The sequence below is a fragment of the Streptomyces sparsogenes genome, assembly GCF_001704635.1.
GTDB classification, from domain to species: domain Bacteria; phylum Actinomycetota; class Actinomycetes; order Streptomycetales; family Streptomycetaceae; genus Streptomyces; species Streptomyces sparsogenes.
In genome coordinates this window covers 1-23,344 of sequence record NZ_MAXF01000169.1, presented here as the reverse complement: position 1 = coordinate 23,344, position 23,344 = coordinate 1, and the positions used below count along the sequence as shown (strand labels likewise).

The following is a 23,344-nucleotide window of genomic DNA, read 5'->3' as shown; positions in this document are numbered from 1 at the left end:
GACGCCACGCCGAAGATGACCAGGCCGGACGGGCCCGCGATGCGCGGCAGCCGGCGGTCGGACGGATCGAGCAGCGGGTTGACCCACCGGCCCGCGGTGGTCGCCGACATGGCTCAGGCCTCCTTCGGGGCCAGGCGCCGCAGCTCGGCCTCGGTGGAGGCGAGCAGGTCCAGCCAGGCCTGTTCGAACTTCTCGACGCCCTCCTCCTCCAGCAGCCGGACGACCTCGTCGTACGAGACGCCCAGCGCGGCCAGCTCGTCCAGGACGGCCCTGGACTCGGCGTAGGTGGAGCGGACGGTGTCGCCGGTGATCTCGCCGTGGTCGCCGGTGGCCGCCAGGGTGGCCTCCGGCATGGTGTTGACCGTGTCCGGGGCGACCAGCCCGGTGACGTAGAGGGTGTCGGGGAGGGCGGGGTCCTTGACGCCGGTCGAGGCCCACAGCGGGCGCTGCCGGTTCGCGCCGGCCTGCTCCAGGGACCGCCACCGCTCGCCGGCGAAGGCCTCCTCGTACGCCTGGTAGGCGAGGCGGGCGTTGGCGAGGGCGGCCCGGCCCTTGAGGGCCCGCGCGGCGTCGGTGCCGATCTTGTCGAGGCGCTTGTCGATCTCGGTGTCCACCCGGGACACGAAGAAGGACGCCACGGAGTGGATCTCCGACAGGTCCAGGCCCGCCGCCCGGGCCTTCTCCAGGCCCGTCAGATAGGCGTCGATCACGGCCTTGTAGCGGTCGAGGGAGAAGATCAGCGTCACGTTCACACTGATGCCCGCGCCGATGACCTCGGTGATCGCCGGGAGCCCGGCCTCGGTGGCCGGGATCTTGATGAGGGTGTTGGGCCGGTCCACCAGCCAGGCCAGCTGCTTGGCCTCGGCGATCGTGGCGGCCGTGTGGTGCGCCAGCCGCGGGTCGACCTCGATGGAGACCCGGCCGTCCCGGCCGCCGGTGGAGGCGAACACCGGGTGCAGGATGTCCGCGGCGTCGCGCACATCGGCGGTGGTGACCATGCGGATGGCCTCGTCCACGGTCACCCCGCGGACGGCCAGGTCGCGGAGCCGGTCCTGGTAGCCGTCGCCGCCGGAGATCGCCTTCTGGAAGATCGACGGGTTGGTGGTCACCCCGACCACATGGTTCCGCTCGATCAGCTCGGCCAGGTTTCCGGAGGCGATGCGCTTGCGCGACAGGTCGTCGAGCCAGATCGCGACGCCTTCCTCGGCCAGGCGCTTGAGTGCGTCAGTCATGATTCCGCTTCTCCCGCGGGATCTCGTCCGTGTGGGCCCGATCCCTTATTTGTTTAACTCTGAAACATTTAGGCGAACGCGGGGTGCGCCGCCGCTATTCCGGGGCCCGGGCGATGTGATGCACGACACCCCCACCGCCGCGGCCACGCCACCGGCCCGATGGCCCTCACCGGCCCGGCCTTAAGCTGATCTTCGGCAGGCGGCGGCGGGCCGCCATGCCGTGACACACGGGGGAGAACATGCTCGGCGAAGGCCTCTCGGCGGCGCGGGCCGTCAACGCGATGACGGCGAACTGGGCGGAGGCGGCCGTCGGCGAGGCCGGCACGGTCCTCACCGCGGCCGGTGTCTGGCCGGCCCTCGCCCTGCTCGCCGACGCCGCCGACGGCCCCGCCCGGCGGGAGCTGGAGGCGGCCCTGGGGACCGGCGCGGACTCCGCGCTCGCCCAGGGCCGGGGGCTGCTCGCCGCGCTGGCCGAACTGCCGGGCGTCGGCGCCGCCCTCGGGCTGTGGACCCGTGCGGAGCTGCCACTGCGCCCCGAGTGGCCGGGCCGGCTGCCCCTGGACACCCACGGGACCCTCACCGGCGACGCGGGCGCCGACCTGGAGCGGATGAGCGCCTGGGCCGCGCGCCACACCGACGGCCTGATCGAGAAGATGCCGCCCGTGGTCGACCCGGACACGCTGCTGGTACTGGCCACGGCCCTGGTGGTGCGGACCACCTGGCGCCGGCCGTTCGACCCCTCCGTGACGGCCCCGCGCCACGGCCCCTGGGCCGGGCGCACGCTGGCCGGGCTGGTCCGGATCGGCCCGCTGGCGGACGAACTCGGCGTCGCCCACACCCCCGACGGCCCGCTGACCGTGCTGCGGGTCGACGGGGAGGACGGCCTGGACGTGCATCTGCTCCTCGGCGCCGAGGGCGCCCCCGGCGGCCAGGTGCTGCGGGCGGGCGTGGCGGCCGTCGGCGGGGCGTACCCGACGACGCCGGGCGAGGCCCTCCCGCTCGGAACCCCCGCCCCCGGCCTGACCGTCGGCACCGTACGGAGCCGGGACCACACGCCCGCCCTGCGCGTCACCGCGGTGCCCTTCACCGTGAACGGCGAGCACGATCTGCTCGACCACGCGCCGGTGTTCGGGCTCGGCTCCGCGCGCAGCGCCTCCAGCGGACACTTCCCGGGAATCAGCGCGGTGCCGCTGGCGATCTCCGCGGCCCGGCAGAGCGCCACGGCGACCTTCGGCGCCCTCGGCTTCCGGGCCGCCGCGGTGACCGCGCTGGCCGCGGCCCCCGGCGGGGTCCCGACGCCACCCCCGTACGAGGCCAAGCTGGTCCACGCGTCCTTCGACCGGCCCTTCGGCTTCCTGGCCGTGCACCGGGCGTCCGGCCTGGTGCTCATGGCCGGCTGGGTGAGCGAACCGGAGGCCTACCGGGACCCCTTCCGGCCCGGGGCGCCCTTCGGCCCCTGAGCGCTCGCCGGGGCCGTCGCCCACCCGGCCGACGGGCCAGGTCGTGGGCGGCGGCGCCGGGCGGTCCGCGGGGGTGGCAGTATCGGGGGAATGACTGAACGGATCATTGCCGCGTGCGACGGGGCGTCGAAGGGGAACCCCGGGCCCGCGGCCTGGGCATGGGTCGTCGCGGGGGCCGACGGCACGGTGGCGCGGTGGGAGGCCGGACCGCTGGGCACCGCCACCAACAACGTGGCCGAACTGACCGCGTTGCGGCGCCTGTTGGAGGCCACCGACCCGGACGCGCCGCTCCAGGTGCGGATGGACTCGCAGTACGCGATGAAGGCGGTCACCACCTGGCTGCCCGGATGGCGCAGAAAGGGCTGGAAGACGGCCTCGGGCACCCCCGTGGCCAACCGCGATCTGGTGGTGCGCATCGACGAGCTGCTGGACGGCCGGGACGTGGAGTTCGTGTACGTCCCCGCCCACCAGGCGGACGGCGACCCGTTCAACGCCGTCGCGGACCAGGCGGCCAGTGACACGGCCCGCACCCAGCAGGCCATCGGAAGCTCCCTCGGCTCCCCCCTGCCCACGCCCCAGCCGCAGGCCGGGAGCGCCCGCCCGGCGGGCCGCGACCGCAAGCAGGGGGCGGCCACCGCCGCGCGGCGGGGGAGCGGCGCCCGCTCGGGCGGCGGCTCCATCAAGGCGAAGTTCCCCGGCCGGTGCCGCTGCGGACAGCCGTACGCCAAGGGCGAGACCATCAAGAAGAACCCCGACGGCTGGGGCCACCCCGCCTGCGCGGCCGCCGCGACCTGACCGGCGGATCCGCCCGCGGGGCCGGCCCGGGCTCCTCAGGCGTCCCTCGTCCAGGAGCCCAGCACCATCAGTGTCTTGGTGCCGGTGACCTGCCCCGCGCGGCGCAGCCCGTCGATGACCTGCTGCAGATGGTCCAGGTCCCGCACGCGCACATGCACCAGCGCGTCGGGATCCCCCGCGATCGTGAAGACGGCCTGGACCTCGGGCACCGTGTACGCCGTGCGGACGATCTCCCCGACCGGCGTGGTGCCCGTATAGGACAGCTCCACGAACGCCTCGATCCCCCAGCCCAGCTTGGTGTGGTCGATCTGCACCGTGAAGCCCGTGATCACCCCGCTGTCCCGCAGCCGGTCCACCCGGCGCTTGACCGCCGCCACGGACAGCCCGACCCCGGGCGCCATCTCGGAGAACGTCCGCCGCCCGTCGTCGCGGAGCATCCGCAGCAACTGGCGGTCCACCTCGTCGATCTCGGTCATCGCCACGCCCCGCTCCACTCCGCCACAACAACCCCCCGCACGCAAAAAACACGACCTGACCAGGTACCCCGCGGAAATAGTTTGCGTCTTCGACCCGACTTCTCACAAGGTCCTTGTGCGTCCCCGCCTCGTGTTGCTGTCCTGTCTCCGCACCCACGACGTCGAGGAGGCCCGCGTGAGCACCGCCATGCCCGTCGACCGCCTGCTGCCCACCCCGGAGGCGGAGGACCTGCTCGACCTTGTCCGCGACATCGCCGACAAGGAACTCGCCCCCCGCGTCGACGAGCACGAACGCACCGAGAGCTATCCCGAGGGCCTGTTCGCCCTGCTCGGCGAGGCCGGCCTGCTGGGCCTGCCCTACCCCGAGCAGTACGGCGGGGGCGACCAGCCCTACGAGGTCTATCTCCAGGTCCTCGAGGAGCTGGCGGCGCGCTGGGCCGCCGTCGCCGTCGCCGTGAGCGTCCACACCCTCGCCACCTTCCCCCTCCTCACCTACGGCACCGCGGCCCAGCTCGACCGCTGGGCGGAGGACGTCGTCGGCGGCCGGCTCCTCGGCGGCTACAGCCTCTCCGAACCCCAGGCCGGTTCGGACGCCGCCGCCCTGACCTGCCGGGCCGACCGGGACCTTGAGGGCTACCGGATCCACGGCGCCAAGGCCTGGATCACCCACGGCGGGAGGGCCGACTTCTACGCCCTCTTCGCCCGCACCGCCCCCGGCGGCGACGGCATCTCCTGTTTCTTCGCCCCCGGCCACACCGAGGGCCTGACCTTCGGCCGGCCCGAGGAGAAGATGGGCCTGCACGCCATCCCCACCACGGCGGCCTTCTGGGACGGCGCCCTGCTCGAGGCCGACCGGCTCATCGGGCGGGAGGGACAAGGACTGCAGATCGCCTTCAGTGCCCTGGACTCCGGCCGGCTGGGCATCGCGGCCTGCGCCACCGGACTCGCGCAGGCCGCCCTGGACGCCGCCGTCACCTACGCCCACGAGCGCACCGCCTTCGGCCGTAAGATCATCGACCACCAGGGGCTCGGCTTCCTGCTGGCGGACATGGCCGCCGCCGTCGACTCCGCCCGGGCCACCTACCTGGACGCGGCCCGCCGCCGCGACGCCGGGCGCCCCTACAGCCGCCAGGCCAGCGTCGCCAAGCTCGTCGCCACCGACGCCGCCATGAAGGTCACCACCGACGCGGTCCAGGTCTTCGGCGGCTACGGATACACCCGCGACTACCCCGTCGAGCGCTATATGCGCGAAGCCAAGATCATGCAGATATTCGAGGGCACCAACCAGATCCAGCGGCTGGTCATCAGCCGCCGGCTCACCGACTGAGACGCCCGGAGCCGATCGGCGGCGCCCCCGCCCGGGACGGCCCCGCCTCCCGCCGGGCCTGCGCCGCGAGGCGGGGCGGTCTACCGTGGAGGCGATGCCTCTGACCCGGCTCGGCCTCGTCGTGCACCAGGGACGTCCGGCCGCCGTCGCGGCGGCGCGGGCTGCCAGGGAGTGGTGCGCCGAGCACGGTGTCGCCTGCGCCGAGCTGGACGTATGGCGGGAGGGGGTGCCGCGGCGCCGCGGCCAGGAGGAGGCCATGGCCGCGGGCCACCCCGGGGCCGTCATGACCTTCGGCGGAGACGGCACCTTCCTGCGCGGGGCGCGGATCGCCGCCAAGGACGGCGCGGCGGTGCTGGGCGTGAACGTGGGCCGGGTCGGCTTCCTCACCGAGATCACCACCGACCAGGTCGAGGCCGCGCTGGACGTGCTCCACCGGGACCAGGCGGTCATCGAGGAGCGCATGGTGCTCACCCTCCGGGCGGCGCGCCCGCTGGCGATGCCCGCCGACGTGGACCAGGCGCTGTGCTACGGGCGCGGCCCCGCCCTGCCCGCGCCCACCACGCGCCCCGGCGGCGCGGAGGAGCCCGGCTGGGGCGTCGCCCTGGACGTCACCGCGGTCAACGACGTGGTCTTCGAGAAGCTCGCCCGGAACCGGCAGGCGAGCGTGGCCGTGTACCTCGCCGGCCAACTGCTGGCCTGCTACTCGGCGGACGCCGTCATGGTGGCGACCCCCACCGGCTCCACCGCCTACAGCTTCGCCGCGGGAGGTCCGGTCCTCGCCCCCGAGGCCGACGCGATCGTCTTCACCCCGGTCGCACCCCACATGGCCTTCGACCGCAGTGTGATCGCCGGAGCCGACGAGATCGTCGCGGTGCGGGTGCTGCCGCACTCCGGACGCGTGGCCGTCAGCATCGACGGGCAGCTGCGCGGAGTGCTGGAGCCGGGGGACTGGATGGCGGCCTACCGGGCCCCGTACCGGCTGCGCCTGGCCCGGCTGGCCCCGCTGCAGTTCTACCGGCGCCTGCGCGGCCGCTTCGACCTGGCCGACGCCCCGGCGGCCGCGATCGATCAGAGCCCGCCGCTCTACCGGCCCGCCGCCCCGCCCCCCGACGACCTGGCCCATCTGCGCGGACCCTGGCCGATCACGGGTTGATTTACCCTGTTCTGTAAGCATTCGTGACGGAAGCATTCGCAGGCTGTAGGCATTCGCGGGCTGAAGCATTGGCGGGCGGCGCCGCGCGGGAGCGACGCCCGCGGCAGGGAGGCCTGGCATGGTGTTCGAGGAACCTGGCACGGTGTTCCAGGACAGCGCCGGATACGGGCAGGAGGCAGGCTTCCCCACCTCCTCCTCGCGCTATCTGCCGATCGCCGACCACGGCCTGATCGGCGACCTGCGCACCGTCGCCCTCGTGGGCACGAACGGCACGATCGACTGGTACTGCTGCCCCCGCTTCGACGCGCCCAGCGTCTTCGCCTCCATCCTCGACCCCGAGCGGGGCGGATCCTTCGAGCTGGCCACCGACGTCCCCGCGCGGACCCGCCAGTTCTACTTCCCCGACACCAACGTGCTGATCACCCGGTTCTCCGCCGCGGACGGCGCGGGGGAGATCCAGGACTTCATGCCCGTGGTCGACGACTCCCGCGACGCCGCCCGGCACCGGCTGATCAGACGGGTGCGCTGCGTACGCGGCACCCTCCCCTTCACCGCGCGGGTGGCCCCCCGCTTCGGCTACGGGGCCGAGCCGCACACCGCCCGCCTCCAGGGCGACAAGGTGGTCTTCGAGTCCCGCCCGCTGTCCCTGTCCCTGACCGCCACCGCGCCGCTGGAGTGCGACGGCCGGGACGTGCGGTCCCGCTTCAAACTGCTCGAGGGCGAGTCCGCCGTCTTCGCCCTCGACCGGGTCGGCGACGAGGTCACCCTCCGCGGCTGCGCCCGGCGCGAGGCGGAGGACGAGTTCGAGGCCACGGTCCGGTTCTGGCGCCGATGGCTGAGCGCCTCCCGCTACCACGGGCGGTGGCGGGAGATGGTCCAGCGCTCCGCGCTGACCCTGAAACTGCTCACCTACGCCCCGACCGGCGCCATCGTGGCCGCCCCGACCACCAGCCTGCCGGAGGCCATCGGCCGCGCGCGCAACTGGGACTACCGCTACATGTGGGTGAGGGACGCGGCCTTCTGCGTCTACGCCATGCTGCGCCTGGGCTTCACCTCCGAGGCCGAGGCCTTCATGGTCTTCCTGTCCGAGCACTGCATCATGGGCGACGACGGCGCCACCGGCCCCCTGCAGATCATGTACGGCATCGACGGGCGCCGCGAGCTGCCCGAGCGCGAACTCACCCACCTGGACGGCTACCTGGGCTCCTCCCCGGTACGGGTGGGCAACGCCGCCGTGAACCAGCTCCAGCTGGACATCTACGGGGCGCTCATCGACTCCGTCTACCTGTACGACAAGTGGGGCCGGCCCATCAGCAGCGGCCAGTGGGACGAGGTGTGCTTCCTGGTGGACTGGGTGTGCGACAACTGGGACCGGCCCGACGAAGGCGTCTGGGAGATGCGCGCGGGACGGCAGAACTACCTGTACTCGCGCCTGATGTGCTGGGTGGCCATCGAGCGGGCCATGCGCATGGCCAACCGCCGCGGCCTGCCCGCCGACCTGCCGCGCTGGCGGCGCAGCCGCGACGCCATCTACCGGCAGATCATGACCCGCGGCTGGTCCGCCCGGCGCGGCGCGTTCGGCCAGCGCCTGGACCAGGACATCCTGGACGCCTCGGTGCTGATGATGCCGCTCGCCAAGTTCATCTCCCCCATGGACCCCAAGTGGCTCGCGACCCTGGACGCCCTCACGGCGGACCTCGTCTCCGACTCCCTGGTCTACCGCTACGACCCCTACCTCAGCCCGGACGGCCTGCCCGGCACCGAGGGCACCTTCTCCATCTGCTCGTTCTGGTACGTCGAAGCCCTCACCCGGGCCGGCCGCCTGGAGGAGGCCCGGCTGGCCTTCGAGAAGATGCTCACCTATTCCAACCATCTCGGCCTGTTCGCCGAGGAGATCGGCCCCACGGGCGAACAGCTCGGCAACTTCCCCCAGGCCTTCACCCACCTGTCCCTCATCAGCGCAGCCTTCAACCTCGACCGCGCCCTCGGCTGAACCCGGCGCCCGACCCCGGGCCCGCCGCGAGGGGGCGCACTTCCGGCGCGCCCCGATAACATCACTTCGTGACGACGTCGTTACCCGGGCCCGGCGCCGCCCGGACAGCCGCCGAGTTCGTCGCCCTGCTGCGCGCCATGAAGACCCGGTCCGGCCTCTCGTACCGTGCGCTGGAGCGCCGTGCCCGCAGGGCGGGCGACCAGTTGCCGACAAGCACCCTCTCCGGCGCGCTGAACCGCCTCTCGCTGCCGAGCGAGGACGTCGTGGCCGCCCTGGTCCGGGCGTGCGGCGGAAGCCCGCGGACGGTCCGCGAATGGGTCGAGGCACGCCACGCGCTGGCCCTGCGGGAACAGTCCGTCCCCGGGACGGACCCGCCCGCGACGAACCCGTCCGCAACGAACCCGTCCGGGACGGGCACCGCCGCCGACCCGCCGGCGCCGTCCCCGGAGCGGGCGGACGCCACCGGCGGGGACGGCCACCAGGACGGGGAGGGGCCGGGGGCACGGCAGCCCGTCCCCTGTCTGCTCCCGCCCGACCCGCCCCTGTTCGTTGGCAGGGAGGCCGAGCTGGCCGAGGCCCGCCGGCTGCTCGGCCGGGAGCGCCCCGGCCCGGCGACCCTGCTGATCACCGGCCCGGCCGGGGTCGGCAAGACGGCCTTCGCCGTGCGCGCCGGTCACCTGCTGGCCCCGCGGTTCCCGGACGGGCAGCTGTACGTGGACCTGCGGGGCTTCGGCGAGGACCCGGCGGAGCCGTTCACCGTCCTGGGGGCGTTCCTGCGGGCGCTCGGCGTACGCGGCGGCGCGGTGCCCGCCGAACTGACCGACCGGATCCACCTCTACCGCACCCTGATGGCCCCGCGGCAGATGCTCGTCGTCCTGGACAACGCGGCCGACGCGCTGCAGGTGCGCGACCTCCTGCCGAGCGGCCCCCACTGTGCCACCGTCGTCACCAGCCGCACCACCCTGGCGGACCTGGGCGGCCGCAGGCTCCCGCTGGACGTGCTGGACTCCGCGACCGGGCTCGCCCTGCTCCGCGAGATGCTCGGCCCCGACCGCACCGCCGCGGACCACGCCTCGGCGCGGTCCATCGTGGAGACCTGCGAGGGCCTCCCCCTGGCGGTATGGGTCGCCGGGGCCCGGCTGGCCGCCCGGCCGCACTGGCCCCTGGCCAGAGTCGCCCGCGCGCTCGCCGACGAGCAGCGCAAGCTCGACGAACTGGCGGTCGGCCACATCGCCGTGCGGGCCAGCCTCGAACTCACCTACCGGGGGATGGCCCCGGCGACCCGGCACGCCCTGCGGATGCTCGCCCTGCTGCCCGGCCCCGACTTCGCCGCCTGGGCCCTGGCCGCGTCGCTCGACACCGGCCTGGCCGACGCGGAGGCCGTGCTCGACGATCTGATCGAGGTGCACCTGGTGGAGATCGCCTCGGCCGGCGCCGCCGGATTCCGCTACCGGCTGCACGACCTGGTGCGGCTGCTCGGCCGCGAGCGGGCGGAGCGGGAGGTCCCGCGCGAGGACCGCGCGGCCGCGCTCACCCGGCTGGTCGGCGCGAGCCTCCACCTCGCCGACTTCGCCGCGGAGACCCTCAGCGTCGACTTCCTGGGCATCTCCCAGACCGACCTCGCGGTGTGGCGGCTCTCCCCGGCCGACGCCGACCAGGTCTTCGCCGACCCCCTGGTGTGGTTCACCGACGAGCGCCGATTCCTCATCGACGTGGTGGACCAGGCGCTCGACGGCACCGACGTGGCCGCGGCGGCCGGGCTGGCCACCGCGCTGACCACACTCTTCCAGGTCGGCAGCCACTTCGACGACTGGGAGCGGCTCCAGGGCCGGGCCCTCAAGGCGGCGCTGCGCGCCGACGACCAGCGCAGCGCCACCAAACTCCACCGCTGCCTCGGCGAGCTCACCACCATCCTCGACCGGTACCCGGAAGCCCTGGAACACTTCCGGCAGGCCCTGCTGCTCGCCGAGGGGGAGGGGCCGGCCTACCGGGCGAGCGCCACGGCCGGGCTGGCCTATGTGCACCGGCTGCTCGGCCAGTACGACCTCGCCGTGCGGCATTTCGGACAGGCCTCCGAGCTGGCCCGGTCGGCGGGGAACGTCAACTGCCTCGTCTACGCGACCAACGGCATCGGCGTGATCGACCTCGAACAGGGGCGCGTCGAGGCGGCCATGGCCCGCTTCACGGAGTGCCTGCGGGTGAGCCGGGAAGCGGGCTACCGGCCCGGTGAGGCCCAGGCCCTGCGGTGCCTGGGGCAGAGCCACCGGGAACGCGGCGAATACCCGGCCGCCGCCGGCTGCTTCCGGCAGGCCGCCTCGATCAGCGAGGACCTGGGCGACCGGCTCGGCGCCACCCACGCCACCTGCTGGCTCGGGGACGTCCTGGAGCGCCAGGGCGAGCACGCCGAGGGGCGCCGGCTGCTGGCCCGCAGCCTGTGGGCCTACCGGGAGTTCGGCAATCTGTGGGGCGAGGCGGCGACGCTGTACGCGCTCGCCGAGGCGCAGCTCGCGGCCGGCCGCCCGGACCCGGCCCGCCGGCGCGCCGAGGCCGCCGTCGGGCTGTGGCGCCGGATCGGCTCCCGCACCTGGCTGGCCGTCGGCCTCGACACCCTGGCCAAGGCGCACGCCCTCGCCGGCGATCCCGACGCGGCGGCCCTGGCCCGGCACGAGGCCGCGGCGGCGCGCACGCCCCAGGACGGCACCGGCCGGTGATCCGGCGCTTCCCCGGTCGCGGGGTCAGTCGATCCAGACCACGACCGGGATCCGTATCGCCCGGATGTCGTGGTGGACGCTGTACTCGATGAGTACCGGCTCGCCCGCGACCTGGATGCTGAACCGGGTGCCGTGGTCGCCCATCGCGTCGCCGGGCGGCCGCCGGCCCCGGTCCAGCGCGGCGCCCGCCTCGAGCGCGAGGGCGGCGATGTAGTTGGCGACCTTCTTGGCCAGGTCCGTGGGCATCGCCACGATGGCCGCGGCCGGAGTCTCCTCGACGTACGCGGCCCAGCCCGGCCGGGGACGCCCGGGACGCTCAGGGCTCACCCGCCCGCTCCCTCGAGCCGGGTCATCAGGTCGTCGATGCTGACGAGGTTGCGCCCGGCCGCGGCGTTCGCGCGGCTGCGCTCCGCGGCCGGGGCCTTGGCGAGCATGGCGACCTTCCACCACGAGCGCATCACCGCGGGCACCACGGCCTCCTCGGCGGCCAGCACCTCACCGTAGAACCGGGCGCGCTGCTCGCCGGTCAGGGCCTCGCCGATGGCGTTGATGGTGTGGGGGATCGCGGCGACCTTGCGGGCGACCGGGTGTTCCGGCTGTGCGCTCATGCGCACCTCCTCGAGCTGGGGGCCAGGGCCTGCCGACGACGGTACCCGCGGCCGCGCCGTCGGTGGGCCCCGGGCCGGATCTTCCGTCCGCCGTCTCGGCGCGTCGATACGCTCCGCGCGCTCAATAGACGGTGAGCCCGTAGGCGTTCAGTACTTCCTGGATGGGCTGGTAGTAGGTGGTGCCTCCGGAGGCACAGTCCCCGGAGCCCCCGGACAGAATGCCGATGACCTTGTCGCCCGCGTACAGCGGGCCCCCGCTGTCACCCGGCTCGGCGCAGATGTTGGTCTGGATCAGCCCGGAGACGACGCTCCCGCCGCCGTAGTTGACGGTGGCGTTGAGCCCGGTGACCTGGCCGCAGCGGACCCCGGTGGTGGCGCCCCGGCGGCAGACCTGCTGGCCGACGTGGGCGGTGGTGGTGCCGGTGATGTCGACGGCCCCGGCGGTACCGGGGTGCGGTACGGCCGCGTTGGCGTACCGCACGACGCCGTAGTCGTCGCCGGGGAAACTGGTGCCGGTCGTCGGGCCGACCGGGGTGGTCAGCCCGGAGCTGGTGTACCAGGTCGGCAGGGCGTCCGTGCAGTGGCCGGCGGTGACGAAGTAGTACGTGGAGCCGCTTTGCACATTGACCCCGACGGAGCAGCGCACGCCCCCGGAGGCGTACACGCCGTCGCCGCCCGACAGGAGGGTCCGCGGCGTGCCGCCGCTCCGCTCCACGGTCACGGCCCCGCCGAACCGCCCGGCGGTGCGGTCGAGCCGGGCCAGGTCGGCGCGCCCGACCGCGGCGCCGGCCAGCACGCGCAGCGTCCCCGACTCCTCGTCCACGACCCAGGCGGTGCCCGGGACGTCCAGGGACTCGACGGCCGAGGCGGCGGCGGACAGGGACGCGGCCCGGGAAGCGCCGGCGGGGGCCGTGGGCGCGGCGGCCACGCTGGGGCCGGCGGTCGCGAGAGCGGCCGCGGCGAACAGGCCGGAGGCCGCGGCGATCAGCCGGGAGCGTCTCCAGGGACGGCGTGCGGTCTTCACCCGAACCTCCTCGAGAAGGCTGTCGCCGCCTCATTCTGCCCGCGCTCGGGCCCGCGCGGTACCCAACTCCCCGCGGAATCCGGCGGTTTGCCGAACCGGCAAAGGAACTCGCTACGGTGAGGCGTTCATCGCAGGATCACCGAGAGAGCCACCGCACCTTAAGGAAGAGCCATGTCACAGCCCGCCCCCGCCCTCGATGTCGTCCACCGTCTCGTCCGCACACCCGCCGGCCGGACCCACCTCGTCGAGCAGGGGGCCGGGCCGCTGGTCCTGCTGGTGCACGGCTTCCCGGAGTTCTGGTACTCATGGCGCCACCAGCTTCCGGCGCTGGCCGCGGCCGGCTACCGCGCGGTCGCCGTCGACGTGCGCGGCTACGGGCGTTCCTCGAAGCCGGAAGGCTCCGCCGCGTACCGGATGCTCGACCTGATCGAGGACAACGTCGCCGTGGTGCGGGCCCTCGGGGAAGAGACCGCCGTGATCGTCGGCCACGACTGGGGAGCGACCATCGCCGCCAACTCCGCGCTGCTGCGGCCCGACGTCTTCCGCGCGGTCGGTCTGCTGAGCGTCCCGTACGCGCCGCGCGGAGGGCCGCGGCCCAGCGAGGTGTTCGCCCGGATGGGCGGGGAGGAGGAGCTCTACGTCTCCTACTTCCAGGAGCCCGGCCGGGCCGAGGCCGAGATCGAGCCGGACGTGCGCGGTTGGCTCGCCGGTCTCTACGCCGCCCTGTCCGCCGACACCATGCCCGCGCCCGGCGCCCCCGACCCGCACTTCGTCAGCCGCGGCGGGCGGATGCGCGACCGGTTCCCGGCGGACCGGCTGCCCGCCTGGCTCACCGAGGACGACCTCGACGTCTACGCCGCGGAATTCGAGCGGACCGGCCTGAGCGGCCCGCTGAACCGCTATCGCGCCATGGACCGGGACTGGGAGGACCTCGCCGACTTCGACGGCGCCCCGATCACCCAGCCGTCGCTGTTCCTCGGCGGGGCCCGGGACGCCTCCACCACCTGGCTGGCCGACGCGATCAACGCCTACCCCGTCACCCTGCCCGGCCTGCGCGGCTCCCACATCCTCGACGACTGCGGCCACTGGATCCAGCAGGAACGCTCCGAGGAGGTCAACCGCCACCTCACCGACTGGCTCGCCCGCCTGCCCGAGTGACCGGGGCGGATGCCGCGCGCCCGGGGTCGGCTCCGCGACGATGTCCGAACCCGCGTCATGTGTTGTCCATGTCCAGTCAACCTGCCCTCTTGGTGGCCTCCCTAGGCTCCACCCCGCGCGACCTCGCCGTCGGCCGGCGGCGAGGCGGTCACGGCCCTTGGAGCGAGAGTGGAACGTCGCACCCTCCTGCGCGCCGCCGTCCTCGGCGGCTCCTCGGCGGCTTTCGGCGGAACCCTGTGGCGCGGCGCGGCCCACGCCGCACCGGCGCAGCCCGGCGCGGGCCCGTACGGGGCGCTCGGCGCGCCGGACGCGGGCGGCGTCCGGCTGCCCGCCGGGTTCACCGCCAAGGTGATCGCCCGGTCCCGGCAGACGGTGGCCGGCACCTCGTACACCTGGCACGACGCCCCTGACGGCGGGGCCTGCTACGCCGACGGCAGCGGCTGGATCTACGTCTCCAACTCGGAGATCAACCCGTCGGGCGGGGCGAGCGCGGTGAGGTTCTCCTCGACCGGCGCGGTCACGGGCGCGTACCGCGTCCTCTCCGGCACCCGGCAGAACTGCGCCGGAGGCAAGACCCCGTGGAACACCTGGCTGTCCTGCGAGGAGGTCGACCGCGGCTATGTGTACGAGACCGACCCCTGGGGCGTGAAGGCGGCGGTGCGGCGCGACGCGATGGGCCGCTTCAAGCACGAGGCCGCGGCCGCCGACCCGGTCCGGCGGACCGTCTACCTGACCGAGGACGTCACGGACGGCTGTTTCTACCGCTTCACGCCGACGACATGGGGCGACCTGTCCTCCGGCACGCTGGAGGTCATGGTCGCCGGCTCCGCCACCAGCACCCCCGTCACCTGGGCGAAGGTGCCCGACCCCAGCGGCGCCACCGCCACCCGTAACCAGGTGGCCGGCGCCAAGCGGTTCAACGGCGGCGAAGGCTGCTACTACGCGAACGACACCTGCTGGTTCACCACCAAGGGCGACAACCGGGTGTGGCAGTACGACGCGGCCGCCCAGACCCTCGAACTGGCCTACGACGATTCCCTGGTGACCGGCGGCACCGCCCCGCTGACCGGCGTGGACAACGTGACCGGGACGCCCTCCGGCGACCTGTACGTCGCCGAGGACGGCGGGAACATGGAGATCTGCCTCATCACCCCGGACGACGTGGTGACCCCGTTCCTGCGCATCGACGGCCAGTCCGGCTCGGAGATCACCGGCCCGGCCTTCTCGCCCGACGGCAAGCGGCTCTACTTCTCCAGCCAGCGCGGCACCGGCGGCAGCTCATCGGGCGGCATCACCTACGAGGTCACGGGCCCGTTCCGCGGCTGACGCGCCTGACCGGGGGCCGGAGCCGCCGCCCGGCCGCGGGGGCGGCGGCTGGGGCGCTGACGGCAGGCCCGGGAGTACCTATACTCCATGATCTTCAACCTGCTGCGCCCCGGAGATGACAGCGTGAACGCGTACCACCCCTCGCCGGCCGACGGCCCTTCGGTCCCCGCCGGCTGCCCGGCACACCCCGACGCCGTACGGATGCACACCGAGCAGCTCCAGACCGACCCGGCCGAGCTGTACCAGCGGCTGCGCCGGGAGCACGGCCCGGTCGCGCCCGTCCTGCTCGACAACGACATCCCCGCCTGGTACGTGCTCGGCTACCGCGAGCTGCACCGCGTCACCTCCGACCCGAGCCTGTTCGCCCGGGACTCGCGCCGCTGGCACGCGTGGGACTACATCCCGGACGACTGGCCGCTGATGCCGTTCGTCGGCTACCGGCCGACCATGCTGTTCGCCGAGGGCGCCGAGCACCAGCGGCGGGCCGAGGCGATGTACGACGCGCTGGCGTCGGTGGACCAGTTCGAGCTGCGCGCAGAGGCCGAGCGCGTCGCCGACGAGCTGATCGACGCCTTCGCGCCCAGCGGCCACGCCGAACTCATCACCGACTACGTCAGCCAGGTGCCGATGCGGGTGGTCACCCGTCTGTTCGGCCTCGACCCCGGTGTGGCGGCCGCCATCCAGCGCGACACGGTCGAGATGGTCAGCGCCACCGAGGGCACCATGGCCGCGTACCAGCGGGTGCACGACCGGATGGTGGCGCTGGTGGCCGAGGTCCGCGGCGACCCCGGGATGCCGGGCATCCCCGCGCGGATGGCGGAGCACCCGGCGGGCCTCACCGACGAGGAGATCGTCAACGACCTCATCGGCACGGTGTACGCCAGCCACCAGAGCACGACCGACTGGATCGGCAACGCGCTGCGGCTGATGCTCACCGACGAGCGGTTCGCGGTCACCCTGGCGGGGGGCCGGCGCAGCGTCGGGCAGGCGCTGAACGAGGTGCTGTGGGAGGACACCCCGGTCCCCAGCTTCGTCGGCCGCTGGGCCGCCGAGGACACCGTCCTGGGCGGACAGCGGATCAAGAAGGGCGACTGCCTGGTCCTGGGCCTGGCCGCGGCCAACGCGGACCCGAGCATACGGCCGGACTTCCAGGCGGGCGCGGCGGGCAACCAGGCCCACATGTCCTTCAGCTACGGCGAGCACGGCTGTCCCGCACCGGCCCGGGAACTGGCCGAGGTGATCTCCATGACGGCGATCGAGGTGCTGCTGGACCGGCTGCCCGACGTGGCCCTGGCCGTGCCGGCCGAGGAGCTCGAATGGCGGACCTCCGTCTGGTTCCGGGGCGTCAGGGCCCTCCCGGTGGAGTTCACCCCGGCTCTGGGCTGACCGGCACCGCCGCCCGACGGCGAGGACACTCGCGGCGTCCGCCCCGCGGCGGCCGTGGTCGGTGACGGCGCGGTCGGCCTGTGCGGCGCCATCGCCGCCGAGGAGCTGGGGGCCGAGCGGATCCGGAGATTCAGGCCCATCAGTGTCAGCGGAAGAGGTTGATGGCGTCCAGGTGCTTGGCCCGCAGCTCGGGGTCGCGGACGCCCAGGCCCTCCTGGGGGGCGAGGCAGAGCACGCCGACCTTGCCCTGGTGGAGGTTGCGGTGGACGTCGTAGGTGGCCTGGCCGGTCTCCTCCAGGGGGTAGACCTTGGAGAGGGTGGGGTGGATCCTGCCCTTGGCGATCAGGCGGTTGGCCTCCCAGGCCTCGCGGTAGTTGGCGAAGTGGGAGCCGACGATCCGCTTGAGCGACATCCACAGGTAGCGGTTGTCGTACTCGTGGGTGTAGCCGGACGTGGACGCGCAGGTGACGATGGTGCCGCCCTTGCGCGTGACGTACACGCTGGCGCCGAAGGTCTCCCGGCCGGGGTGCTCGAAGACGATGTCCACGTCCTCGCCGCCGGTCAGCTCGCGGATGCGCTTGCCGAAGCGCTTCCACTCCCTGGGGTCCTGGGTGTGCTCGTCCTTCCAGAAGCGGTAGTCCTCCGCGCTGCGGTCGATGATCGCCTCGGCGCCCATCGCCCGGCAGATCTCCGCCTTGCGGGGCGAGGACACCACGCAGATCGGATGCGCGCCGCCCGCGAGCGCGAGCTGGGTGGCGAACGACCCGAGACCGCCACTCGCACCCCAGATCAGGATGTTGTCGCCCTGCTTCATCCGGGCGCCGTTGCTGGACACCAGTTGCCGGTACGCGGTGGAGTTGACCAGGCCGGGGGCGGCGGCCTCCTCCCACGTCAGATGGTCCGGCTTGGGCATGAGCTGGTTGGACTTGACGAGCGCGAGTTCGGCGAGGCCGCCGAAGTTGGTCTCGAAGCCCCAGATGCGCTGCTCGGGGTCGAGCATGGTGTCGCTGTGGCCGTCGGCCGACTCCAGCTCGACGGACAGGCAGTGGGCGACGACCTCGTCGCCCGGCTTCCAGAGGTTGACCCCGGGGCCGGTGCGCAGCACGACGCCCGCCAGGTCGGAGCCGATGATGTGGTACGGCAGGTCATGGCGCTTGGCGAGCGGGGAGAGCTTGCCGTACCGCTCCAGAAACGCGAAGGTCGGCAGCGGCTCGAAGATCGACGACCACACCGAGTTGTAGTTCACCGCGGAGGCCATCACGGCCACCAGGGCCTCGCCGGGCCCCAGTTCGGGCACCGGCACCTCGTCGACGTGCAACGACTTGCGCGGGTCCTTGTCCGCCGAGGTCAGTCCCTCGAACATGTCGACTTCGCTCTTGTGCAGCACCACGGCTCGGCAGCTCTCCGGAAGTCCGAGCGCGGAGAAGTCCCCCGTGCTCGCGGCACCGGAGGTGATGGCGTCAACGATGTCCTTCACGTGTGTTCCTTTCGGGTCGTTCCAGAGCCGGCGGGACAACGGTCGCCGTGGGACGGCACCACGATCAGAGGGCGGAGGCGGTCAGGCCGGCGCGGATCTTCTCCAGCACGGACGCGGCGTGCGCATCGAGGAAGAAGTGCCCGCCCGCGTAGGTGTGCAGCTCGAACCCGCCGGTGGAGAACGCGCGCCAGGCCCGTGCCTCCTCGGCGGAGACCTGCGGGTCCGCGTCGCCGGTGAACACCACCAGCGGGCAGGTCAGGGGCGGGCCCGGGGTGTGGCGGTAGGTCTCCACCGCCCGGTAGTCGTTGCGGATGGCGGGCAGCAGCATGGCCGCCACGTCCGGGTCGTCGAGCAGGCCGCTCGCGGTGCCACCCAGCTCCCGCACCTTGGCGATCAGAGCCCCGTCGTCGCGCCGGTGCACCCCCTCGTCACGCGAGAACGAGGGCGCGGCCCGCCCGGAGGCGAAGAAGGTGACCGGCCGGACGCCCTCCCGCTCCAGTCGCCGGGCGACCTCGAAGCCCACCAGGGCGCCCATGCTGTGGCCGAACAGCGCCAGTGGACGGTCCGTCCACTCCCGGAGTTCCGCCACCAGCATGTCGGCCAGCCCGGTCACGCTGCAGACGCACGGCTCCTTGCGCCGCTCCTGCCGGCCCGGGTACTGGACCGCCAGGACGTCGGCCACCGGCGACAGCTGCCGCGAGAGGCGGAAGAAGTAGCTCGCGGCGCCGCCGGCGTGGGGGAAGCACACGAGGCGGACGCCCGCCTCGGAGGGGTGGAAGCGGCGTATGGAGCTCGTGGTGTGTTCCTCGGCCCGTGTCATGGCTGTGGTGGCTCCTCGGTGACGGATGGGCGGGGCGCGGTCATACCCGGGTGTTCGCCGCCCTGCGGCCGTTCCACCGCTCCACCCAGTCCTCCAGGATGTCGACCGCCGTCTCGGTGCCCTTCTCGGCGCGCACGGCCTCGCCGACGCTCGCCGCCCGCCGGGCGATGCCCTCGTCGGTCAGCGCCTTCCCGAGCGCCTCGTCAAGGCGCTCGGCGGTGAACTTCGAGAAGGGCACGGGCCGTGGGGCCACCCCCAGCCGGTGCACCTGCGCGGCCCAGAACGGGCTGTCGGCGAAGGTCGGCACGACGACCTGGGGTCTGCCCGAGCGCAGCGCCTCACCCGTGGTGTTGCAGCCGCCGTGGTGGATGACGACCGAGGACTTGGGAAACAGCCACGGATAGTGCACATCGTCGACGCGGAGCACATCGTCCGGCACCTGGTCCGGGCCGCCGCCCACCAGCACCAGCCGCCGCCGGTGCGAGCGAACCACACCGAGCACCTTCTCCAGCGTCTTCTCCGGCTGGTGCACCGGCCAGATGCTGCCGAACGACAGCGTCACCGGGGCCTCCCCGGACTCCATGAAGTCGACGAGTTCGGCCGAGGGGGTCCACTCGCGGTCCCAGAACCAGTATCCGGTGAACCGCGACAGCGCGGGCCAGTCGGCGGGCTCCGTGAACATCTCGCGGGTGACCGGGCACAGCAGCGGGACCTGCCGGCCCAGCTCGCGGTAGGGCCCGCCGAAGGGCAGCCCCGGCATGCCCGCGTCCTTGCGGTAGCCGCGGATGGAGATCCAGTCCAGCAGCCCCGCCATCCTGTGCGTCAGCCGGTTGTAGAGCGGCCCGAGCCTGGTCGGAGGCGCCATCATGGCCGGCCACCGGCTGGTGGGGTTCAGCGGCCACCAGGACAGCGAGGCCCAGGGGGTGGTGCCGCTGTCCTCGAAAAGGATCCGGCTCAGCACGCTGTTGACCACCAGGTCTGCCCCCTCGCAGGCTTCCTTGATGCGGGCGGCCAGCAGGCGGATGTGCTCGGGGGTCTGCCGCGGCACCTTGCGCGCCGCGCGGAAGAGCGAGGCCCCCTGCTGAAGCGCCTCGGCGAGGGCCGGATGCGCCAGGAAGTCCCGTGGACTGCCGGGAAGTTCGGCGAAGTCGAGACCGGACTCGCGGACCAGTTTCTCGAAGTCCCCATGGGTGGCGAGGACGACCGAGTGCCCCCGGTCCGTCAGGGTCCTGCCGAGCGCGATGAACGGCTGGACGTCACCCCGTGACCCCGTGACGACGAGCGAGACCTGCATGGATCCTCCGGTGCTTCAGTAGTAGGGGACGTAACGGTCGAGCAGGCGGTCGAGATAGTCGGGCTCGGTCACCGACCGGAGGTCGGGCAGCAGCTTGCACAGCTTTTCGACCGACACCCGGGTCAGGGTGAGGGGCACATCGACCACCTCGCGCTGTGCCGAGAGCGACAGCCGCTGCTCGATGCCGTGGACGACCGTTTCCACGGGCCTTGGAGTGCCCGAGGCGATGTTGATCACCTCGTGGTCGACGCCCTGGGCCAGCAGCCCGTCGATGGCCCGGACCAGATCGGCCACGTCCACCAGATCGCGGTGCGCGCCCCGGTGCAGCCGCACCCTGCCGCCGCGCACCTGCCGGACGAGCGCGGGCAGCAGTTGGTGCGGGCGCTGCCAGCGGCCCGTCGCATGGCTCACCCGCAGCACGAGCCAGGGGGCGCCGGATTCGGCCACGATGCTCTCCAGCCGCAGCTTCTGTCTGCCGTAGGGCGAGATCGGCCGCGGCACGGCGTCCTCGGCCATCAGCGTGTCCCCACTGCCGTAGAGCGCGTGGGACGCGCTGGACAGGAACACCACGAGTCGGCCTTCGGCGCGGCACCTCCGGGTGACCTCCGCCACCAGGGCCGTCTCGCGGTCGAACTCCGCGGTGGCGCGCGTGCTGGTGCTGGAGACGCCGACGGCCAGCACCGTGGCCCATGGGTGGTGGTCACCGACGGCGGCCAGATTGCGGGCGATGAACCCCCTGCCGACGATCTCCATCAGCGGCCCTCCACGGCAGGCCGCGCGGGCGGGAAGGTTTCCGGCTGGAAAACATCGGTCAGTGCGCCGTGTGCGCCGTGCGGGTTTCCCGGTCCCCCCTTCCACAGGAGACGGCGCGGTAAACCGTCTAATTCCCCGATCGAGACGCCCGGTAAGCCACCCACTTCGGGCGGTTTGACGACCGGTTCGTCCCGGCAGGGCACTGCCCCCGGGACGCCGCGTACCCGCCGTCCGGGTCCCGCAAGGAACCGGCCATAGTGCTGAACGAGGTTTACGTTCGGCTTCTCGAATCTCCGGCCCTTCGGTTCGTCAAACCGGACGTGCCCTGGCTTCGAGCGCTCCGTGTCGTGATGTGCGGTGAACGATGTGTGGAAATGGCGAAGGCCGTCGACGACGCGGTCCACGTCTCGCCCGGACCGGGTGATTCCGGCCACCGCCTCGGTATCCGGCCTGGTCAACACGTCGGCGCTGCCCGGCTGGGCGTGCGTCATCAGTCGCTCCTTGTTCGCTGGCACGGTTTGCGAACTGGCTCGGGGAAACCCCGCGATTGGGGCGGCCGCCGGTGGCGCACTTCAGGCACTGCACATCCCGTATTCCCGGGGGAGCGCCTGGTTCTTTCGATTCTTTGACCCCGGCTAGTCCTACGTCTCCCGCGTTCGGCTGTCAACTGAATACCGGCGAACTGCCGGTGCCGGAAACCGCCGAGTGTCTTACGGGGTATCTGTACCGACACACCCCGCCTTGTTGACAAGTTCCCGGACGGACGGGCCTATTTGGGGAGACGGTCTGTGACCCTTGTCACATTGCCACTCCTGTTACGCGTGTGGCAGAGTCGATCACGGCATGTGAACTGCCCTGTACGCAGCTGAATTGAAATAGCTCGCAAAATCCTCCTTGCGTTTCCTGTCTCAGTGGAAACCGGGAGTTGAGTAGTCATCGGTCCCACATGGTATTCCGGGGCGAATTCGGGGAATTTGAAGACCTAGCGGGGGTTCAATTTTGTCCAGGGCTGCTCGTTCGACGCAGCACGGTGATGACAGCGATCAGATTGCGGTAGTCGGCCTCGCCTGCCGGCTGCCGCGGGCCGGTTCGGTGGCGCAGTTGTGGCGGCTCCTCCGCGACGGAGTCGACGCGATCACCCCCCTGCCGCCGGGACGATGGCCGCAACGACCCTCGGACGACGCGGAGTTGGCCTCCGAGCAGGGCGGTTTCCTCGACCGCGTAGATCAGTTCGATGCCGGCTTCTTCGGCATCTCGCCGCGCGAGGCCGCGGCCATGGACCCTCAGCAGCGCCTCGCCCTGGAGCTCGGCTGGGAGCTGCTGGAGAACGCCGGCATCGCCCCCGACACCATGACCGGTCAGCGCGCCGGGGTCTTCGTCGGTGCCATGAGCGACGACTACGCCACCCTCACCAGGCAGCGCGACTCCACGGCCGTTTCGCACCACACGCTGGCCGGCTTGCAGCGCGGCATGATCGCCAATCGGCTCTCCTACCTCCTCGGTCTCAACGGCCCCAGCCTGACGGTCGATTCAGGCCAGTCCTCCTCCCTCGTCGCCGTCCACATGGCGTGCCAGAGCCTCCGAGCCGGGGAGTGCGAGATCGCCCTCGCGGGCGGGGTGAACCTGAACCTCACCTTCGACGGCACCCTCAGCGTGTCCCGGTTCGGGGGACTCTCCGCCGATGGCCGCTGCTACACCTTCGACGCCCGCGCCAACGGCTACGTACGCGGCGAGGGCGGCGGCTTCGTCCTGCTCAAGCCCCTGGCACGGGCGCTGCGGGACGGCGACCGCATCCACGGCGTGGTACGCGGCAGCGCCGTCAACAACGACGGCGGCGGCGACAGCCTCACCACCCCCAGCCAGAAGGCTCAGGAGGACGTGCTCCGCCGCGCGTACATCGCGGCGGACGTGCGCCCCGACGACATCCAGTACGTGGAACTCCACGGCACCGGCACCCCCGTCGGCGATCCCATCGAGGCGGCCGCACTCGCCGCGGTCCTCGGTTCGACCCGACCGGCGGACCAACCCCTGCGGGTCGGCTCGGTCAAGACGAACGTGGGCCACCTGGAGGGCGCCGCCGGCATCGTCGGGCTGATCAAGGTCCTGCTCGCCCTGGAGGCGGGCGAGCTCCCCGCCAGCCTCAACTTCGAGACACCCAACCCGGCCATCCCGTTGGAGGACTGGCACCTCCGGGTCCACACCGAGCGCTCCCCCTGGCCGCGCCCGGACGCGCCGCTGGTGGCCGGCGTGTCGTCCTTCGGGATGGGCGGCACCAACGCGCATGTGGTGGTGGAGCGGGCTCCGGCGGTGGAACCGGCCGCAGAGGTGACGTCGGGTGCGGCGGGGTTGGC

The 23,344-nt window shown here is 72.9% G+C and carries 20 protein-coding genes and 1 pseudogene; 11 read left to right on the top strand and 10 right to left on the bottom strand.

The annotated features are described in order from the left end of the window. Positions 1 to 113: 113 nt before the first annotated feature. Positions 114 to 1,232 (bottom strand): transaldolase, encoded by a 1,119-nt coding sequence (tal, locus tag BBH68_RS32410; RefSeq protein WP_065967333.1) that lies wholly within the window; start codon positions 1,230 to 1,232, stop codon positions 114 to 116. Between the two features lie 239 nt (positions 1,233 to 1,471). On the opposite strand from tal, the gene BBH68_RS32405 reads away from it, so the two are divergent. Together BBH68_RS32405 and BBH68_RS32400 are read left to right on the top strand one after the other, a co-directional pair. Further along, complete coding sequence (locus BBH68_RS32405; RefSeq protein ID WP_065967332.1) at positions 1,472 to 2,692, top strand: serpin family protein; 1,221 nt, start codon at positions 1,472 to 1,474, stop codon at positions 2,690 to 2,692. 90 nt (positions 2,693 to 2,782) lie between these two features. Then, the gene (locus tag BBH68_RS32400) at positions 2,783 to 3,487 is read left to right on the top strand and encodes a ribonuclease H family protein (RefSeq protein ID WP_065967331.1); all 705 of its coding nucleotides are present in this window, start codon (positions 2,783 to 2,785) and stop codon (positions 3,485 to 3,487) included. Between the two features lie 35 nt (positions 3,488 to 3,522). On the opposite strand, the gene BBH68_RS32395 is transcribed toward BBH68_RS32400, so the two are convergent. Then, entirely contained in the window at positions 3,523 to 3,963 is a 441-nt protein-coding gene (locus tag BBH68_RS32395) for an Lrp/AsnC family transcriptional regulator (RefSeq protein ID WP_174589121.1), read from the bottom strand. 187 nt (positions 3,964 to 4,150) lie between these two features. Here BBH68_RS32395 and BBH68_RS32390 point away from each other — a divergent pair, with 187 nt between their 5' ends. The 4 genes from BBH68_RS32390 to BBH68_RS32375 all read left to right on the top strand — a co-directional run bounded on the left by BBH68_RS32390 (position 4,151) and on the right by BBH68_RS32375 (position 11,147). Continuing rightward, positions 4,151 to 5,290, top strand: coding sequence for an acyl-CoA dehydrogenase family protein (locus tag BBH68_RS32390; protein ID WP_065967337.1), 1,140 nt, complete (start codon positions 4,151 to 4,153; stop codon positions 5,288 to 5,290). A gap of 94 nt (positions 5,291 to 5,384) precedes the next feature. Further along, positions 5,385 to 6,443, top strand: a complete 1,059-nt coding sequence (locus BBH68_RS32385) for an NAD(+)/NADH kinase (protein WP_065967329.1) — start codon at positions 5,385 to 5,387, stop codon at positions 6,441 to 6,443. Between the two features lie 118 nt (positions 6,444 to 6,561). After that, complete coding sequence (locus tag BBH68_RS32380; protein WP_079151345.1) at positions 6,562 to 8,436, top strand: glycoside hydrolase family 15 protein; 1,875 nt, start codon at positions 6,562 to 6,564, stop codon at positions 8,434 to 8,436. A gap of 68 nt (positions 8,437 to 8,504) precedes the next feature. After that, positions 8,505 to 11,147, top strand: coding sequence for an ATP-binding protein (locus BBH68_RS32375; RefSeq protein WP_065967328.1), 2,643 nt, complete (start codon positions 8,505 to 8,507; stop codon positions 11,145 to 11,147). Between the two features lie 24 nt (positions 11,148 to 11,171). Here BBH68_RS32375 and BBH68_RS32370 read toward each other — a convergent pair whose 3' ends face one another. The 3 genes from BBH68_RS32370 to BBH68_RS32360 all read right to left on the bottom strand — a co-directional run bounded on the left by BBH68_RS32370 (position 11,172) and on the right by BBH68_RS32360 (position 12,779). Then, a complete protein-coding gene (locus BBH68_RS32370) occupies positions 11,172 to 11,474 on the bottom strand; it encodes a hypothetical protein (RefSeq protein ID WP_245738416.1) in 303 nt (100 codons plus the stop codon). Continuing rightward, complete coding sequence (locus BBH68_RS32365) at positions 11,471 to 11,755, bottom strand: hypothetical protein (protein WP_065967327.1); 285 nt, start codon at positions 11,753 to 11,755, stop codon at positions 11,471 to 11,473. Before BBH68_RS32365 ends, BBH68_RS32370 begins: the two co-directional genes overlap by 4 nt. A gap of 121 nt (positions 11,756 to 11,876) precedes the next feature. Further along, positions 11,877 to 12,779: a S1 family peptidase gene (locus BBH68_RS32360; RefSeq protein ID WP_065967326.1), complete on the bottom strand. Its 903-nt coding sequence runs from the start codon at positions 12,777 to 12,779 to the stop codon at positions 11,877 to 11,879. Between the two features lie 171 nt (positions 12,780 to 12,950). Between BBH68_RS32360 and BBH68_RS32355 the strand changes: the two genes are divergently transcribed. The 4 genes and pseudogenes from BBH68_RS32355 to BBH68_RS44640 form a co-directional block, all read left to right on the top strand. Continuing rightward, positions 12,951 to 13,937: an alpha/beta fold hydrolase gene (locus tag BBH68_RS32355; RefSeq protein WP_065967325.1), complete on the top strand. Its 987-nt coding sequence runs from the start codon at positions 12,951 to 12,953 to the stop codon at positions 13,935 to 13,937. A gap of 168 nt (positions 13,938 to 14,105) precedes the next feature. After that, positions 14,106 to 15,263, top strand: coding sequence for an alkaline phosphatase PhoX (locus BBH68_RS32350; RefSeq protein ID WP_065967324.1), 1,158 nt, complete (start codon positions 14,106 to 14,108; stop codon positions 15,261 to 15,263). Between the two features lie 87 nt (positions 15,264 to 15,350). Then, on the top strand, positions 15,351 to 16,649 hold the full coding sequence (locus BBH68_RS32345) for a cytochrome P450 (protein WP_174589120.1): 1,299 nt from the start codon (positions 15,351 to 15,353) through the stop codon (positions 16,647 to 16,649). A 45-nt stretch (positions 16,650 to 16,694) separates the two neighbouring features. Continuing rightward, a pseudogene (locus BBH68_RS44640) lies at positions 16,695 to 16,772 on the top strand (zinc-binding dehydrogenase); the annotation flags it as partial. 22 nt (positions 16,773 to 16,794) lie between these two features. Here the strand turns inward: BBH68_RS44640 and ccrA are convergent. From ccrA to BBH68_RS41645, 5 genes are all read right to left on the bottom strand, one after another. Then, positions 16,795 to 18,126 carry a crotonyl-CoA carboxylase/reductase gene (ccrA, locus tag BBH68_RS32340; protein WP_065967323.1) on the bottom strand — a complete coding sequence of 444 codons (1,332 nt, stop codon included), beginning with the start codon at positions 18,124 to 18,126 and terminating at the stop codon, positions 16,795 to 16,797. A gap of 64 nt (positions 18,127 to 18,190) precedes the next feature. Continuing rightward, positions 18,191 to 18,946, bottom strand: coding sequence for a thioesterase II family protein (locus BBH68_RS32335; RefSeq protein WP_065967322.1), 756 nt, complete (start codon positions 18,944 to 18,946; stop codon positions 18,191 to 18,193). 40 nt (positions 18,947 to 18,986) lie between these two features. Then, positions 18,987 to 20,240: a glycosyltransferase gene (locus BBH68_RS32330; RefSeq protein ID WP_065967321.1), complete on the bottom strand. Its 1,254-nt coding sequence runs from the start codon at positions 20,238 to 20,240 to the stop codon at positions 18,987 to 18,989. A 15-nt stretch (positions 20,241 to 20,255) separates the two neighbouring features. Beyond that, positions 20,256 to 20,993: an NAD-dependent epimerase/dehydratase family protein gene (locus BBH68_RS32325; protein ID WP_065967320.1), complete on the bottom strand. Its 738-nt coding sequence runs from the start codon at positions 20,991 to 20,993 to the stop codon at positions 20,256 to 20,258. After that, positions 20,993 to 21,484, bottom strand: coding sequence for a hypothetical protein (locus BBH68_RS41645; RefSeq protein WP_141713116.1), 492 nt, complete (start codon positions 21,482 to 21,484; stop codon positions 20,993 to 20,995). The genes BBH68_RS32325 and BBH68_RS41645 overlap by 1 nt, the downstream gene beginning before the upstream one ends. Before the next feature lie 508 nt (positions 21,485 to 21,992). Here BBH68_RS41645 and BBH68_RS32320 point away from each other — a divergent pair. Continuing rightward, positions 21,993 to 23,344, top strand: a 1,352-nt coding sequence (locus BBH68_RS32320; protein ID WP_342673160.1) for a beta-ketoacyl [acyl carrier protein] synthase domain-containing protein, incomplete at its 3' end; no start/stop codon positions are given.